The organism is Brevibacillus fortis, assembly GCF_003013395.1.
GTDB classification, from domain to species: Bacteria; Bacillota; Bacilli; order Brevibacillales; family Brevibacillaceae; genus Brevibacillus; species Brevibacillus fortis.
Window position 1 is genome coordinate 25,154 of record NZ_PXZM01000026.1, and the last position, 15,028, is coordinate 40,181.

22 protein-coding genes are annotated in these 15,028 nt (G+C 47.5%); 1 reads left to right on the forward strand and 21 read right to left on the reverse strand.

Annotated elements, in window-relative coordinates; genetic code table 11:
- Window positions 1-20: 20 nt before the first annotated feature.
- The 8 genes from C7R93_RS16920 to C7R93_RS16960 all read right to left on the reverse strand — a co-directional run bounded on the left by C7R93_RS16920 (window position 21) and on the right by C7R93_RS16960 (window position 4,307).
- Window positions 21-440: a sigma-70 RNA polymerase sigma factor region 4 domain-containing protein gene (locus C7R93_RS16920; RefSeq protein ID WP_106839918.1), complete on the reverse strand. Its 420-nt coding sequence runs from the start codon at window positions 438-440 to the stop codon at window positions 21-23.
- A 40-nt stretch (window positions 441-480) separates the two neighbouring features.
- Window positions 481-1,236: a hypothetical protein gene (locus C7R93_RS16925; RefSeq protein ID WP_106839919.1), complete on the reverse strand. Its 756-nt coding sequence runs from the start codon at window positions 1,234-1,236 to the stop codon at window positions 481-483.
- The gene (locus tag C7R93_RS16930; RefSeq protein WP_106839920.1) at window positions 1,233-1,553 is read right to left on the reverse strand and encodes a hypothetical protein; all 321 of its coding nucleotides are present in this window, start codon (window positions 1,551-1,553) and stop codon (window positions 1,233-1,235) included. Before C7R93_RS16930 ends, C7R93_RS16925 begins: the two co-directional genes overlap by 4 nt.
- Window positions 1,537-2,031 carry a YopX family protein gene (locus C7R93_RS16935; RefSeq protein WP_106839921.1) on the reverse strand — a complete coding sequence of 165 codons (495 nt, stop codon included), beginning with the start codon at window positions 2,029-2,031 and terminating at the stop codon, window positions 1,537-1,539. Before C7R93_RS16935 ends, C7R93_RS16930 begins: the two co-directional genes overlap by 17 nt.
- Window positions 2,031-2,429 carry a YopX family protein gene (locus C7R93_RS16940; RefSeq protein ID WP_106839922.1) on the reverse strand — a complete coding sequence of 133 codons (399 nt, stop codon included), beginning with the start codon at window positions 2,427-2,429 and terminating at the stop codon, window positions 2,031-2,033. The genes C7R93_RS16935 and C7R93_RS16940 overlap by 1 nt, the downstream gene beginning before the upstream one ends.
- A 414-nt stretch (window positions 2,430-2,843) precedes the next feature.
- Entirely contained in the window at window positions 2,844-3,500 is a 657-nt protein-coding gene (locus C7R93_RS30700; protein ID WP_244191571.1) for a hypothetical protein, read from the reverse strand.
- Between the two features lie 32 nt (window positions 3,501-3,532).
- Window positions 3,533-4,009: a hypothetical protein gene (locus C7R93_RS16955; RefSeq protein ID WP_106839924.1), complete on the reverse strand. Its 477-nt coding sequence runs from the start codon at window positions 4,007-4,009 to the stop codon at window positions 3,533-3,535.
- 16 nt (window positions 4,010-4,025) lie between these two features.
- The gene (locus C7R93_RS16960) at window positions 4,026-4,307 is read right to left on the reverse strand and encodes a hypothetical protein (RefSeq protein ID WP_106839925.1); all 282 of its coding nucleotides are present in this window, start codon (window positions 4,305-4,307) and stop codon (window positions 4,026-4,028) included.
- A gap of 93 nt (window positions 4,308-4,400) precedes the next feature.
- Between C7R93_RS16960 and C7R93_RS16965 the strand changes: the two genes are divergently transcribed.
- Window positions 4,401-4,619 carry a hypothetical protein gene (locus C7R93_RS16965; RefSeq protein ID WP_106839926.1) on the forward strand — a complete coding sequence of 73 codons (219 nt, stop codon included), beginning with the start codon at window positions 4,401-4,403 and terminating at the stop codon, window positions 4,617-4,619.
- A 4-nt stretch (window positions 4,620-4,623) separates the two neighbouring features.
- Here C7R93_RS16965 and C7R93_RS16970 read toward each other — a convergent pair whose 3' ends face one another.
- The 13 genes from C7R93_RS16970 to C7R93_RS17030 form a co-directional block, all read right to left on the reverse strand.
- A complete protein-coding gene (locus C7R93_RS16970) occupies window positions 4,624-4,851 on the reverse strand; it encodes a hypothetical protein (RefSeq protein WP_106839927.1) in 228 nt (75 codons plus the stop codon).
- Window positions 4,852-4,854: 3 nt separating this feature from the next.
- Window positions 4,855-5,256 (reverse strand): RusA family crossover junction endodeoxyribonuclease, encoded by a 402-nt coding sequence (locus tag C7R93_RS16975; protein ID WP_106839928.1) that lies wholly within the window; start codon window positions 5,254-5,256, stop codon window positions 4,855-4,857.
- Between the two features lie 266 nt (window positions 5,257-5,522).
- The gene (locus tag C7R93_RS16980) at window positions 5,523-7,787 is read right to left on the reverse strand and encodes an AAA family ATPase (protein ID WP_106839929.1); all 2,265 of its coding nucleotides are present in this window, start codon (window positions 7,785-7,787) and stop codon (window positions 5,523-5,525) included.
- 14 nt (window positions 7,788-7,801) lie between these two features.
- The gene (locus tag C7R93_RS31040) at window positions 7,802-8,191 is read right to left on the reverse strand and encodes a DUF3797 domain-containing protein (protein WP_106839930.1); all 390 of its coding nucleotides are present in this window, start codon (window positions 8,189-8,191) and stop codon (window positions 7,802-7,804) included.
- A gap of 16 nt (window positions 8,192-8,207) precedes the next feature.
- Window positions 8,208-9,788, reverse strand: a complete 1,581-nt coding sequence (locus C7R93_RS16990) for a DEAD/DEAH box helicase (RefSeq protein ID WP_106839931.1) — start codon at window positions 9,786-9,788, stop codon at window positions 8,208-8,210.
- Window positions 9,789-9,797: 9 nt separating this feature from the next.
- Entirely contained in the window at window positions 9,798-10,403 is a 606-nt protein-coding gene (locus C7R93_RS16995; protein ID WP_106839932.1) for a hypothetical protein, read from the reverse strand.
- 18 nt (window positions 10,404-10,421) lie between these two features.
- The gene (locus C7R93_RS17000) at window positions 10,422-11,567 is read right to left on the reverse strand and encodes an ATP-binding protein (protein WP_106839933.1); all 1,146 of its coding nucleotides are present in this window, start codon (window positions 11,565-11,567) and stop codon (window positions 10,422-10,424) included.
- Window positions 11,567-12,877 (reverse strand): AAA family ATPase, encoded by a 1,311-nt coding sequence (locus C7R93_RS17005; RefSeq protein ID WP_106839934.1) that lies wholly within the window; start codon window positions 12,875-12,877, stop codon window positions 11,567-11,569. The genes C7R93_RS17000 and C7R93_RS17005 overlap by 1 nt, the downstream gene beginning before the upstream one ends.
- Entirely contained in the window at window positions 12,874-13,062 is a 189-nt protein-coding gene (locus tag C7R93_RS17010) for a hypothetical protein (protein WP_106839935.1), read from the reverse strand. Before C7R93_RS17010 ends, C7R93_RS17005 begins: the two co-directional genes overlap by 4 nt.
- A 95-nt stretch (window positions 13,063-13,157) precedes the next feature.
- Window positions 13,158-13,868: a hypothetical protein gene (locus tag C7R93_RS17015; RefSeq protein WP_106839936.1), complete on the reverse strand. Its 711-nt coding sequence runs from the start codon at window positions 13,866-13,868 to the stop codon at window positions 13,158-13,160.
- Between the two features lie 15 nt (window positions 13,869-13,883).
- Window positions 13,884-14,240 carry a replication terminator protein gene (locus C7R93_RS17020; protein ID WP_106839937.1) on the reverse strand — a complete coding sequence of 119 codons (357 nt, stop codon included), beginning with the start codon at window positions 14,238-14,240 and terminating at the stop codon, window positions 13,884-13,886.
- A 173-nt stretch (window positions 14,241-14,413) separates the two neighbouring features.
- Window positions 14,414-14,641: an AbrB/MazE/SpoVT family DNA-binding domain-containing protein gene (locus C7R93_RS17025; RefSeq protein ID WP_106839938.1), complete on the reverse strand. Its 228-nt coding sequence runs from the start codon at window positions 14,639-14,641 to the stop codon at window positions 14,414-14,416.
- A 21-nt stretch (window positions 14,642-14,662) separates the two neighbouring features.
- Entirely contained in the window at window positions 14,663-14,953 is a 291-nt protein-coding gene (locus C7R93_RS17030; protein WP_106839939.1) for a DNA-entry nuclease, read from the reverse strand.
- Between the last annotated feature and the right edge of the window lie 75 nt (window positions 14,954-15,028).

Genomic DNA, 15,028 nt, shown 5'->3' on the forward strand with positions numbered 1-15,028 from the left:
TTCATAATTTTTCGATGCTATCATCGTACCACGTTTTTTGCAATGGCAGTGTGCCTTCTTTGTGCCTTCTTGATCCGACTGTTGATCTTTCTTATCCAGTCATAGGAGTAACCTAATTCAGCCGCAATCTCTGCCAACGTCTTTCCTTCCACATCCTGCATAAATCGCACTTTGTACTCCAGCCCATCGAATTCATTCAAACGTTCCTCAATGGCTTTCCTCGTTTTCTCTTTCTCTTCAAGGACACGACTATATGCCTCTACCTGATCGCATATCGTTTCCATCCGCTTCAGGCAAATATCCAATGGCGCAGAAAAACGTCTACTGGAATTAAAGCACCCATGGTACCAAAATTGATATTCCCGTTCTAAATCTTTTATACGTATTTCAAAAATATCAATCTCCTTACAAATATCCTGATAGGACTGGATGGGCTGCATGCTGTTCACCGTCCTTGTTTGGCCATCTTACTCTATTGGATCATTTCAACGGGCTTTTGATTCTTTCGTGATGAGGTTTGTGGTTCTCCACCCAGAGCCGATCCGCTTTGTAGTAGTTTCCAAAATCATCTTGTTCCGGGAATCCTCCATGCGTGGCATCCCGTCTAACATGCTTGGTATTGCATGCTGGGCAATAGACGGACAACTGCGATTCTTTTACGAACACTTTTGTCCGCTGACTGCATTTTCCGTTTTTGCAGTAGATGTATGTTTGATATCGTGGGACACCATCGACATAACGAACACCTGGATTCTCCTTAGTTAGATCAATAAGCGATTCTTCCACTTGGAAGGTCATATGAGATTGGCTCTCTTTTGGAACTAGCGGATTATCTGATCCATCCACCCAGGCCGCGCCCTCCTTCACTTCCAACCAAAGAAGCGGCCCCAACTTTTCTCCAAGAGATTGAGACAAAGTATGTTCGCCATTGATGAATGGTAGCTTCCGTAATCCCTTAGTCTGCTTGTCCACTTCCTCGGAGTCTTTCGTCGGCATCTCACCCTTTGAGGTGTCTTTCAATTCAACGCCAATTTCCGTTTTATCTATCACCATTGGCTTAGGCAAAATTGGCTCGAAGCTCACGCTTTTCTGAATTGGCTTTGGGACTTCTTTCAGCTCGTACCCCAAGAATCCAAACATCCCCTGAATGATGTTTAACACCTGTAGGTTGTTTGCTTTTGACAACTCAAGCTCCACGCGCTTTTGTCCTTCGGAAACATACAATTTTACACTCATCGTACAATCCCCCTTTTTTCTTTTGCCTCCAGAAATGCCAAGCATGCAGCGTAAGGTGCTTCACTCTTTGTTGCTTGTCCGATTATGGCGTTAGATATTGTTTTGGCTTCACAGATATAGCAAGTTTCGTTTGGCAGAATGTCGAGGTAGATACCTTGCTTCCGCGCTTCCTCCACCAGCACGCCCATGTCTCCCCAGGTGGTCGAGAATTTAGGCAAGATAGTTGGTACACCGTTCCTTATCCACATATCAGGTAGTATTTCTTGCAACCCGATTGCCTCGGCTATCTTCTTGTCCACCTCAAGCCCAGCTTGCATTATCGCTCACCTCTAGGTACTCAGGGTTTTCATGGATGTTGCCGATGACTTCCATTTTCAAATTGTCAGGAATGCCTTTATTGATGCAAGGGAATAACTCAAATCCTTTCCACTTGAACACAACTCCAGTTATCGCAACTCTAGCGGTGGCCCCATCAAAGCTTGGGTGGCTGACAACGTCACGTACGACGGTTTCAATCGCTACCTCGAATAGTCTTGTCTCATCATCGATTGATAAGGACACGATGTCACCCTCATAAATCTTTGCGCCGTTCTTATCGTAAAGGCCAGTGAACTGCTGGAGCTCAATAAACGCTTTCGGAATAATACCACTCCATATCTGCCGCTCAAAATCGAACCACCCGAAATCCCCGTCAATCGTAATCATGAACTTAGTTAGGCTCAGAGGCTTTTGATAGATCATTTCTTTGTTCTGCTTGTCCCAAACACGAAACTTGACCTCACGTTTTGCTTGCATCACTTGCCCACCTCCAGCAGCTCAGGGTTTACGTATTTGTTGCCAACGACCATGATGTAAGGCAGTTCACGATGCAACAACCAACTCCCACAGCACAATTCCATTCGTTCGTTGTAACCCACTTCGTATATTCCGTTAACTTTTACAGGTCCTTCAAAGGGATGATCACTGATTTCAACAAGATCCCCTTCATAAATCTCCTTGCCATTCTTGTCGCTCAAGCCAGTGAATTGTCTTACACGGACTGTATGAATACTCAAGCAAGAGTTAACTTCGGAATCTGGGGTCTTTACGCCGAACAGCTGTCCATCATCGTCAAACAATAGCGCGGTGACCGTTTTCATTTCCCTTGTAGGCTCTATCCATATCTGGTACTTCACTTCACGTCCTGCTTGCATCCTGCTTCACCTCGTCTTTTTCATTTGTCACGTTGACACTTTGGAGAAAGATAAGGCCGAGGAACGACCACAAACTCCCCGTATACCAAAGTGCCGATGCCACCGCTATACACACCCCGACGTTTGTAACGGCTGCGAATCCATAAGCATTCAATTTGATCGCTCCTCAGTTTTCAAACGTAATGATTTAGGCCCAATCAACGTAAATTTGTACTATATGTCCTCCTTGCGATCCGGCTACAAAGTGCCAAATGTCTGTTACCTTGAAACTGTAAACATTCTGATCCGTTGCGATTTTAATGTGTTCCCCAATTCTGGGTAAAAGCCGAAGGGAGACCGTAGCTACAAATGTTTCATCCTCGTTGTTTCTTTTCACTTCGCACTCAAAATACTCTCCCATCTCAATACCTCCGATTACTCGGCAAATATGTTCCTTCGGCCCCTTTGATAATCAGCGAGTGGGTCCGATACTTTTCCGCCCCACGTCCACCCTCTGCCATTAAGAGAATCTTTCATTTGCCTGAGTTCTACCTTGTAGCAGGTATCCTTTGGTAGCAAAGATAGCCACTGTGTTTCATCTAGCTCCTCCAGGAGTACAACAAACTTCTTCTGCCATGTTTCAGGCATGGATTGCAGGACACTCCTCGGAATTGTCAGGTACTGCGCGTATGTTAGTTCGAACCACTCATGGATATCTCGTTCCCTCTTCATCCCACTTTCGGAAACAAGGTTACGATCCAAAGCGTTGGTTCGCTCGATCTCCGTCCCGTGCAACTCGTTATACGCGACAACAACGAACTTCACGGTATTCGAACCGTCCCCATATGCCAACGAATCAATATAATCAGCGAACTCTTTCCTTTTCTCATCGCCAATGTCGGACTCTGCCCAACCTTCTTTACTGCCGTCTGGCGCTACAAAAAAGCTCATGTATCCGTTCAATTCGCTTGTCACGATAGGTGAAGTAAGCAACCCGAACAGCTCCATTGCTTTCACATGGGCATTCTCGAACTTCTTCCTGTCATAATTTTCTCCTGTCACCACAACGGCGTTGTGTCTGATGGATCCCATGCGCTACCCTCCTTATCTCCCTGAGCATTTTGTTAAATGAGCCCCTCGTTATGCAGCCCAGTCACAAAGCAGTATGGGATATCATCCCGTGCCCATTCATGCTCGTCGTAGTAGGCCTTAGCAATCTGCACGATCTTTTTCAGAGGCACCCCTTCATGAATCAACGTGTATCCAATACTTTCTTCGATAATGTCGTGCGATCGTTCTGACAGCTCAAAACCGAAGATTTCCTGAAAAAGTTGATACAAATTTGAATGCTGTTCCGTTCCTTTGCGGTACGCTTCAACGGCATTGTGATACTTTTTCAGACGCTCTACTGTTTCGTCTGTCCATCCGATTGCCTTCGCGACCGATTCCAGCACATCTCCCCACCCAATAACAATTCCGTAAATCCATGCCTTTCTGTTACTTACCGCCCAATCACTCGGATCAAAAACAAGTGTAGTGTGGAGGGATTCTAATGCTTCTTGCAGGTCATCCTGTCCAGTAAAAATCTGCTCCTTGTTCATTTGCCCTTCCCCCCCGTTACTTCCCTAAAAATTCAGGCTTGATCATGTGTTTGGGTAGCCTCATGACAATGAATCCTCCGAAATTTGAAATAGCTGCCTTCTGATATTCCTCCTTGAGAATGTCAGGCGGTACCATAGCCACAAACTCAAACATGTGATTTGGCTTTTTCTTAGTTGGAGCCGAAACCGACTTAGGAGAAACAACTGGTAGAATGATTACATCCTCCTCGTCTTCTTCGATTCGTTTTGCAAGCTTTTCAACGCTCTCAGCCTTTACACCCACATAGCATGTTTTCACCTTCGCGCCTCCTTAACTTAATTGAGCTTGTGTACCCTGCTTTTTTTGTCCCATCCTTCCACGTTACGCTCCAAGAAAAAGGAGTGTTGTCATGTGGAAAGGTCGTTTTACTATGTCGTTACTTGGTCCGAAGCGAATGCACTTGTTAGGGTATTATCCGAACGGTTTATCCCGTTTGCACTCGTTCAGTCGAAGCAGCTAAAAATTCCACCGAATCATATTGCTATTGTTTTTCCGTCCCTGCCTGTGCGAGTTTACGCTGTAGTCCGCAACTTGTTTGGTGGAGACGGTCGAGTCTATCCAGCAGATTAACCGTTTACCCTTTAGTATTGATGCTGTTTTCATACACTTCTTCAAGCCAGTTAACGAGCATGAGCATTTGTTTGATGACCAGCCGATTATTCTGATACTTCTTGCTGATAGCTGCAGTTGAATCTGCTACCCATACCCAGAATTGCTCAGTATGCATCCCGTATCTAGCAGCAGCTTGGTTAACCTGATTGATCCAGCTAACGACATCGTCGTAAAAGGCTTTGTAATCCATAGGCTATAGCTCTTCGATTCGGACATAGATTCCTGGGCGCTTGGCCCAGAACTTTTCGATGATCTCACTTGCCACAATGGCATCATCAGTCCAATATCCCAAATCAGTCATAATGTCGAACGGAAGTTTATTCAAATTGTGTGTATCTGGTTTAGTGATCTTCCACTCTCCGTCGAAATGCTTACTCCCCTCTGAAATCGGAAAAAGCCATTTGACTATTACTCGTAAAGCTCCGGTATATTTTTGCTTCGGTACATGTTGCCCGAGATGAGCTGTTAGTTTTGCTCGTGCTGCTTTGAGGTTATCAGGCTCATAGAAGGTTGGTTTGCCGTTTGCACCAGACACCTTCTTCTCTTGATGCGTAGCAGTCGGGGGAATCATCGCCATAAAAAATTCGGTCGCCATTTTACCACTTCCATTTTGAAATTTGCGGCGGCGGCTTTTTAAATAAATGTAGGGGGAGGGGGAGTGGCGCTTGCGACACGCCACTCCCTATCCCTATATATTTATATATAGAGTCCCCGCCTCCCGGCGGCATGCACCATGACGTACCAAATCCCCGCCGCTAATCCGCCGAATTGCGTTCATCATAAAAATCGTATATCCGCCGCGCGGAAATGATCATAAAATTATGGTTTCCGCCGCCGTTCAGCGGATTTTGTGCGGCGGCATTAATCATGATCGTTGCCGCCGTCACCGTCTTCTTTTTTGACAACGACGTTTCCGTTGTTCTTGTCGATCCAGTAACCGAATTTCGCTATCCAGTCCCGGATTGTACGATCAGCAACCGTTTTTCCAGTTGACGAAAACCACTCTTGAAGGTCTTTGACTGTCGGAGCCTCGCCCATATTGCAATTGTTGACAGCATCTTCGAACTCGTCTGCCTTGCTTCGGCGCTCCTTGTTGGCTTTATCTTTTCTCTTGCTCGTTGCCTTCTTCCAGGCTGGCGCATCGCCTTCTGGCTCGATGTCTTTCAGGCTGCCTACATCGTCTACGCGGTGGACGGGATACTGGAACCACATGTTGACTGAATCGAATTTTGGATACTCGCGCAGCGTGCCCTCCACGCGCCATGCTGATCGTTTGCGGACACTGCGCACAGCTTGTTCAAGGCTCTCTTTGGCTGCTTCTGCTTGCCTTGGTATGGCGCGTTTGGCGTGATCCTCCATCGCCCTGGTACTCAGTAGATCGTCCTGGGAGACATGCTCGTCCAAATAGTTCAGATTGAATTTTTCAAAGAGCTGCTTGTATACGGCGCATACCGCCTTGTTTTCCTCTTGTTTGAGTAAAGCCTCTGTTACATCTAGCTCCACTAGGTCGATCAGCGCGTCTGGATCGCGGGCAAACACGCCGCTGCCACTGGCCCTGTCCATCGACTTTTTGCCACCTTGAGAACCCTTTGAATGGTGGTGACAATAGATGACGCTGGCCCCGAGCTCCGTCGCGATCTTATCGAACTGGTTCGTGAAATGGGCCATTTGGTCAGCGCTATTCTCGTCGCCAGTCAGGACCTTGTAGATCGGGTCAATAATGACCGCAATGTAATTTTTCTTGGCTGCCCGCCGGATCAATTTCGGAGCCAGCTTGTCCATTGGTACGGATTTGCCTCTCAAATTCCAAATGTCGATATTGTCAATGTTGCGAGGCTGTAGCCCCAAGGCCAGGTAAACATTCTTGAAACGATCTAAGGCACTGGCGCTGTCTAGCTCCAGATTGACGTAAAGAACCTTTCCCTGTGTACATTGCCACACTAACCATTTGATGCCCTCAGCAATGGCGATACTAAGCTGAATCTGCAAAAACGATTTACCAGCCTTTGACGGCCCTGCCATCAGCATTTTATGTCCCTGTCTGAGTACACCCTCAATTAACGGTGGAGCCAACGGCGGCATATTGTCCCAATAGTTTGCCAGGCTCTCTGGGTCCGGCAAATCGTCGTTGATACCTTCGATCCATTCATTCCATTCAGCCCAACTGCTTTTCCCAATGTGGGTATCTACAATGAATTGCTTTTTTTCGTTCCGCTCAATGCCCGGCATACGGGAAAGCCTGGAGGGGTTGCGGTTTTGATTATCGATGTTCAAGCCGTTCTTTTTGCACACGTTGTACAGGTAATCTACGCGCTTCCGATATTCGTCGTAGCTGACCGCATCGATACGAACGATTGCGTGGAGACTCTTCCCGCCGCTATACACGAGGACAGCGATTGGCAGCTCCAGCTCGCGCATAATCGCGTGTTGCTTTTCAATGTCCATGGTGTCGGACTCTACCAAGGCGTACCGGAATTCGGTCACGTTATCGTTCTTCACGCCCTTGCCATCGAGCGGATTGAATCGTATCCAGGCTCCTGCTTCGGGATTGTAGTCTCCCAGCACAGACCCGATATCGCCATTGCTTTGATTAAGCAATTGAATCAGCTCGCCTGCTGTCCGGTCCCATGCCCCTTTGGTGGGCAGGAATTTCCCTTCATCGTTCTGCCATGTATCCACCACGTACCCAACATTTTCGGATGCCTCAAACAGTGTGGTCAGATACGTTGTTAGCTGCTGCACCGGATTCCACACAGCCGGCTCGTGGATCTCCTTGCCTTCGATCCAGTTCTTATCAACCACTACGTAATCGCCCGCAATCTCATCGTCCCAGCCCAACTCTCTGTCTTCACCGCCAGAACGCGGCATCCATCCGTTGTCTTTCGCCATCTGTGTGATTGTCGCGCCAGTGACTGGCTTACCGCCTGTTCCTTCGAATGTCGTCCACTTTTTGAAGCATTCGCCTGGATTGTAACGGGACCCGTCGCGCTTGCTCCAATCATCCCAATCACTTGCTGTATATCCTTCATATTTGAGAGCCATGCCGACATTGATCCATTCCTGATAAGCCAGATAGGCCGGGTCGATGTAAGCCAGCAGCGCAATAAGGTCCAAATTACGTTCCATTAATGTCACAACCTTTACATCACAATGAAAAATCTATTTTTCTTAACCCATGCCAATCCATCGGGAGTATTGAAAAACTCCTCCGCCTTTTTGCAATGATCGATGCGCTTTACGTAGCCCATTTTCTGCAATTCATTAACGCTGACATAGCCGAAGAACCTATCATCTTTATCATGGATCTCGTAGATTTTTCTTGGACCTATAGTCGCCCAGGCAGCTATACTCAGATTTAGCAATGGGTTATCGTTTTCATCCACTTCAATACTCCATCCGCATTTGCAACTGCGTTTGAAAATATCGTCTTCAATGAGCAAAGCTCCTTCGCCGTTGCCAACTTTGTCGTTACCGCATTCCTTACAATTTGCATACTTGCGCATCAATTGAACTGATTTAAGAGCGTTCATATTACCCTCCTCATAGCTACTCGCCGCGATACTCTTTTGGATTAACACCATCTGGCATGCGCCAACCATTGGCTGCGATCCGATCAATCAGGCGTTTTGCATTATCGAATGACCAAGTGCCGACATGTTCGAACCCTCGTTGCTCCAGGAACCTGATTTGCTTGGGCGTGGTCAACCCTTCCTCACGCCTTTTGTCCAGGCGCTCTAGCAGCTTCGTCGCTTTACCAGCGTTATGGATTTCTTCTGGTAAAATGCCCAGCTTCTCCAGCGTTTTGATTTGCTTATCACTCGGCGGTGCCATTTCCCATCCGAAAGACGGAACATAGCTGGAGAGGTCTTCTGCCTGGATACTCATTTCAAATTGGAGCGGATCGACCAGCTTGCGCTTCCGTTTCTTCATTTCTTCCAGTTGCTTGGCAAGTGCTTCCTCACGCTGCGCAATCACATCTTCCACGGCTTGCTTTTCGACATCTTCCAGATCAAGCGCAATGCCTGCTTCCTCAATCTGTTTAGTCATGGCTTTAGCGATCTCCTCATTCTCAGCAATCAAATGCGCTGGATGGCAGAGCTCGTGCCGCTCGGTATTCCACAGGAAATCCAACAACAACAATTCAGTTTTTCCAGGGTGTAGCCGGGTACCACGCCCGACCATCTGACTATATAAGCTGCGAACTTTGGTAGGCCGCAAGACAACCACACAATCTACGCTTGGGCAATCCCAGCCCTCTGTCAGCAGCATGGAATTGCATAGGACATTGTATTTATCGTTATCGAAATCTTCCAAAATCTGCGCCCGATCCTGTGATTCTCCATTGACTTCGGCAGCCCGAAATCCGAATGAATTCAGGATGTTAGTAAATTTCTGGCTCGTCTTCACAAGTGGCAGGAACACGACGATTTTTCGGTCTTGCGCTACTCGCCACATTTCAGCAGCGATAGATTCCAAATACGGGTCCAAAGCTGTCCCCAGGTCGCTTGACTTGAAGTCACCCGCCTGTTGCCCAACTGAGGTCAAATCCAGTTGGAGAGGAATCGTCATTGCTTTGATCGGGCTGAGATAACCGCTCTTGATCGCCTTCGGCAGCGTGTACTCATAGGCCAGGCTCTCGAAATAGCTCCCCAGATTGCGCATGTCGCCGCGATCCGGTGTGGCCGTTACTCCCAGAATGTTTGCCGTCTCGAAATACTGCAAAACCCGTTGGTAGCTATCAGAAATGCAGTGATGCGCTTCGTCAATGATGATCGTATCGAAGAAATCATGATCAAATCGCTCCAAACGCTTTTCACGCATCATCGTTTGCACGCTGCCTACAACAACACGGAACCAGCTACCAACTGACGTTTGCTCGGCTTTTTCCCTTGCGCATTTCAAACCTGTTGACTTCTCCAGTTTGTCCGCCGCCTGGTCAAGCAGCTCCCCGCGGTGGGCCAGGACGAGCACACGCTCGCCCAGCCTTACCCGATCTTCAATGACCTTCGAAAACACGATTGTTTTGCCACATCCGGTCGGAAGAACCAACAACGTCTTTTTCACACCGTTTTTCCATTCGTTTTGAATGGAGTCGCGCGCCTCTTGTTGATAAGGTCTAAGCTCCATAATTACCTCCTAAAACTGGCCCGGCGTGAACCCGCCGCTTTGCTGCCCGCCCGTTGGAAACGGTGCCTGATACTGCTGTTGTGACTGTTGATACTGTTGTTGCTGTTGATATTGGTTTTGTTGCTGGTATTGTGGTTGCTGATTGTACTGTGAAGCCTGATTGTATTGTGGCTGCTGTTGTTGTGCAGCGATGTCATCGTAATCATAGAAACTTTTGATTTGATTGCTAGATCGTTGCTCACCCTTACTCGTGTAGTTTCGCACCTCAAGTTTCAGGCGACCTCTACGTCCAAGCGTGGCATTCCAGTTCATTCGCAGTGGTTCGCCTTTCTTCTTGAGCCCAATCCCAGCGAAGAAATTGGAGAGCAGACCTTCCGTCTTGCTATGCAGGAATAGATTATGGAAAACCACAACGTCACCATGTTCTGGAGAGTGTATGGTAATTTCCATCTTTGCCTGATTGCAAGGCGGCATTTTTTCGCTTCCAGCAAATCGGGCTCGTTCAAATTTAGTAACTGTAAAATTGTAGTCACCTACAGGGAGCAAAACAAAGTCCCCGCCACCATCCTTTTGAATCTCGTCGTCCCAGCCGAATTCTCTCTCCATATTGTTCATGTCTAATTCCTCCCGTTGTTAATTAAATGGCAAGTCATTTCTGGTTTCTTGAATCATTTGAAACACTTGTTGCCAAGCACCCACAAGTACACCTTCCACAAATCCCTTGTCGTAATTACTGATCGGCGTATCCATCGGATAGTAACCCTTATTGCTTACCACAATCTGAATCTCGTTTTCTGACACCTGATGTTGGACCATCAGGTCCCGCAATGAAGGTGGAATGTCATTCGGAATATGCGGTTTCAATGCTTCATCGGCAGAAGGTTGCTGTTCCTGTGCAAGTGGCTGTCCCGCGTCTGGCTGCGTAGGCGACTGAGGCTGCCCATAAACTTGCGATGGCGCAGTATTTACCCATCCACCACCTTCAGGTGATTGCATTGACCATCCCTCTGACGATTGTTGCTGCGCAGGAGCTGATACGTTTGCAGAACCAGAACCATTGAAGATGTGGGAAAGATAGCGATAGTCCAGTGGGAACTCGTCCGGTAGACCATGGCGGTTTTTCGCATCCCACGCTGGATGGTGCGTTGCATAAACCGTGCGTGTGCCACCTTGCCCCTTGTTCTTCTTGCCTTCCTTGTCCGTAGCAACAGAAAACGTCTTGTAATTGATGAACAGAACCATATCAGCCCATTCTTTGACGAGTGCCGCTGTTCTCGAACCAGTTTTTTGTCCCAGCTTGAGCTGGTAGCGGTCATAAGCACCCATCTCGTCAGGCTGCTCGAACTTAATGATTTGCGCGTGAGCAGTCAACACAACATGAATGCCGGCTTCGATGACATCGCTGAGTAGGTTCAAAAAGCGACCAAGTTCCTCCGCGACGTAGATGTAGCCTTTTCCGTAGCCGAAGTCCTCAACACCGTTTTTCTGATGCTTCGCGCAAATACTCTCCACGCAAAGCATTTCGGCCCAATCGATCGTATCGATAACGAGCGTTCCAAATCGACTACCCTGTTGCTTCACCCACTCCACCTGCTGCCGGAGCATTTCCCAGCTAGTCGGCTTCGGCAGGCGGTCGACTTCCATTTCCGTAGTGGACCCTTCCGTATCTATAAAGATGGGGCGAGGGAACTGTGCAGCCAAAGAGGATTTCCCAATACCCTCTGGACCATAGGTCACAACCTTCTTGGCCTTTTCTACTTTTCCACTGATGACTTGCATTAAAATTCACCTACTTTCCATGTTGGGGCCGGATCAATCGCTTCTGGCTGCTGTTGCACCTGAACACCTTCCTGCCCAGCAACGTATCCGTCTTCGATGATGATAGAGCACTCATCTCCCGTGCTGACTCGAGTAGCAATTGCCTGTAGTCCTTCCTGCTCCAGCCAACGACCGAATTCGTTCAAAGTCTCCAGATCCATTTGCTCAAGCTTGTCCAACAAGATAAATCCGCAATTTGGCTTGAGCCTGCGAACAATCGCGGTGGCTACCCTCAATTGCTCGGCACCGCTCATGTTGTCCCACTTCTGCCCGTTGTAGGTCAGCTCACCATCCTCGACAGACAGCCCAGGCAGCGGCAAATTCGCATTTGTCAGAAGATCTGTCTTTTGCTGACGGATCGCCGTGATGTTGCCCGTCAATGCCTCGTATTGCACGCGGTAGTCGTTTGCATCCGTTTCGGCCTTGTCCTTGTCCAAATTTGCTCTGACCTTGCGGTTGATTTCGTCGATCTGCTGAATGTTGGCTTCCAACGCTTCGGTCGACTCGTCCATTAGGTCGAGTGTATCTTTTTGCGCAATCCCTAGATCGTTACCAAGCTGTTCGAATTTAGCCTGAGCATCGTTTAACAGTTCTGTCAGTCGTTTAACTTCTTGTTGTTGTCTAAAATAATCTGCCCGAATTTCAACCACCCGCTGCCGTTTACGCTGATTCTCACCATTTCGAGCAAGTATTTCTTGCTGTTGGCGAATCAACTCCGACGCGGAAATCGGCTCTTTCGGTGCGTCTGGAAAATACGGTTGTTCCTTGGCAAATTTGGCTTTCTGATCAGCAATCTGACCTATCGTATGGCGCTGGTTGTAAATCTCCTTTTCCTTGGTTTCTAGCTCATGAAGCTTGTCACCAACGCCGATAATGCGGAGCAGGATATTTGCCTTTTCCTTGCTCGTAGAATTCATGAATTTCGGTAAATCTATTGCCAGCTCTTCGACAAAACTATCAAGCAGCTGCTGACCGCCTTTCTGGCCGTTTGGATCGATCACCTTCAAATCAGAGTTTTTACCTTTACGCTCAACGACCAGCCCATTGGATAGGACGAGATGGAGATACGGCGGAACCACCGATCCTTCCCGTTCAGCCTGGGAAGGGCGATATTTATTACCACCCAATGCCCAAGCTATGGCATCCAACACACTCGTCTTGCCTTGTCCGTTCTTCCCACCGACCACCGTTAATCCCGCTCTTGTCGGCTCGATTTTGACGGCTTTGACACGTTTGACGTTTTCGATTTCCAACTTGCTAATTGTTATCATGGCTTCCTCCTCGATTTCTCTCGATTACGCTTGAGGATTGATTCAATATTTTCAGTCATGGTAATAATGATTTGCCCGTCATTTGCCTTAACTTTGCACCAATCCCGGGCAATCCCCCATGTATCAATTACTGTTCCGATTTCGCCGGATTTCATCTTGACTTCATCGCCCTTCATACAAAGCAATGTTCTTCCCTCCTGGCGTCATCTGTGGTAGCATGAAGCCAACCATAGTTGTACTTAGGACTCCGTTGCAGCGGAGTCCTTTTCTGTTTGGATAACTAGGCGATAATTGTTACTTTTCCACTTTTGATTTCATCTTCAAGCGCACCTTGCAGATACTCACTAATTCTGGCAATCGCAGTCAGTTCCCATGCCCCTCCGTCTGCTTCAAACAAAGCAGCAGTTGGCCCAGACTTCATGCGGAAAACGAATTCGCTTTCGGGCTGTTCGATTTCTACAAATGTCCTGAACGGCTTCAAAGCAACTGGATTAGGAACAATGATATTTTCGACCGTTGCTACGCCTGTCTTTGCTGTCACTTGTTGTGAAACTCCGTCATCCCCGATATTGGATACCGTCTCTTCCTTTAAGTTGCCAATTACTTTTAGCACGATTGCCCGAGCATCATTAGGGACAAAGCAACTTTGCAAAAGAATATTGAAAGATTCCGCATCCATAAATTGTCCGAAAGTTATCCTGGGAAGTAGTGCTTTGGCCTGAATCAAATGATTTCTGTTAAAATCCTGGTTGTACGAACTAAAAACATCTACCCTTGTCGGACTAGCGACATGGACAAGGACTGGAGGCTGGTCGTCAAAGTTGTTAATCAGATAATCAACTAGCCCTGAAAGATTCCGAACAACTAAAGCCTCTGGTGTTGGCTGCTTAATCAAGTGAACCGGCTGTGAGGCGTATTCCTGACCTGTTGCAGCAGTCAAGATTTCTGTGTTTCCAAGACCAATCAAATATTGCAAGGCTTCTTTAATCACGAGTACCCCTCCTGGTTATTTGAACTGAACAACTTTGTTACCCTTGTCGTCTGCAAAATCACCTTCATCCGTGATGTATGTTTGACCTACTGCTCCAGATTTCAACTCGGCAGCTTCAACCTTCCCTTGTCTGTCACGCCCCATGATGATTTTGGTTTGCACGCCTTTTGATGGAGCTAGCGACGCTTTCGTGTTGATATCCACCATAGCCAGCTCGCGGTTTTCATCGGCTTTGAGTGTGATAGTCATGGTGATGGTCCGTGCCTTCTTTGGGTCGGTATTTGGATCAGCGATGTTTTCCAAGACCCGTTGCGCCTCCGTGTTGAATTTTTCAGTGAGAGCGCCATTTGCAAAATCGTCCAATTTGAACATACTTTTCTCCTCCCTTCTCTTTAGTCACGAGGCCGCCAGCAGCCCACCCTCTCTGCCAGCCGTACAGCTCCGATGACTGATCCCGATGACCCCGCTATGTATTACTTGGAGGTTCGAACCTCCGTGCAACTGACAATTTTCTATCAGCTGCACGCAGGGCCGAAGCCCGCGTTTCACAGGCAAGCCTTGCAAACCAACTTTCCAGTTTTATGAGGTTGTACGTCCTCAACACTTCCACACAAAGCGCAACCTGGCTCATACTTTTTGAGAATGATTTGGTTATTGTTCACGAAGACTTCCATCGGGGTGCCTTCTGGAATATCAAAGATGTTACGCAGCTCCTTTGGCAAAACAACTCGTCCCAAATTATCGATTTTTCTTACAACGCCTGTTGATTTCATATCCATATTCCTCCTGTAATTTCAGTTAGATTTAAGGTCATACCGCGCATTCCAACGATCTATATACACCTGATACATCCCGGTTTTTCTCAGTTGATCTATCTTGCTTCTTACTGTGCGTTCCGTTCTCCCTAAAGCAAATGAAAGTGATCTCGTTGAATCTGTTTCATAGAACTTGCAGAGGTACTCCAACTCATCCTCTTCGAATGGCGTTCCATGATTGAAGTGGAATTCTGGATGGTATTGCATCCTGCCGTACGAATCATATTCAAGTCCGTCTTCGATGACGACGGCTGCTGCAGCTCGTGTCATAGTGCTTGTCCACCACCAAGAAACTGTGGTAGGATAGCACTATTCAAATTTGTTTGTGTGTTGAATTGGTCACTG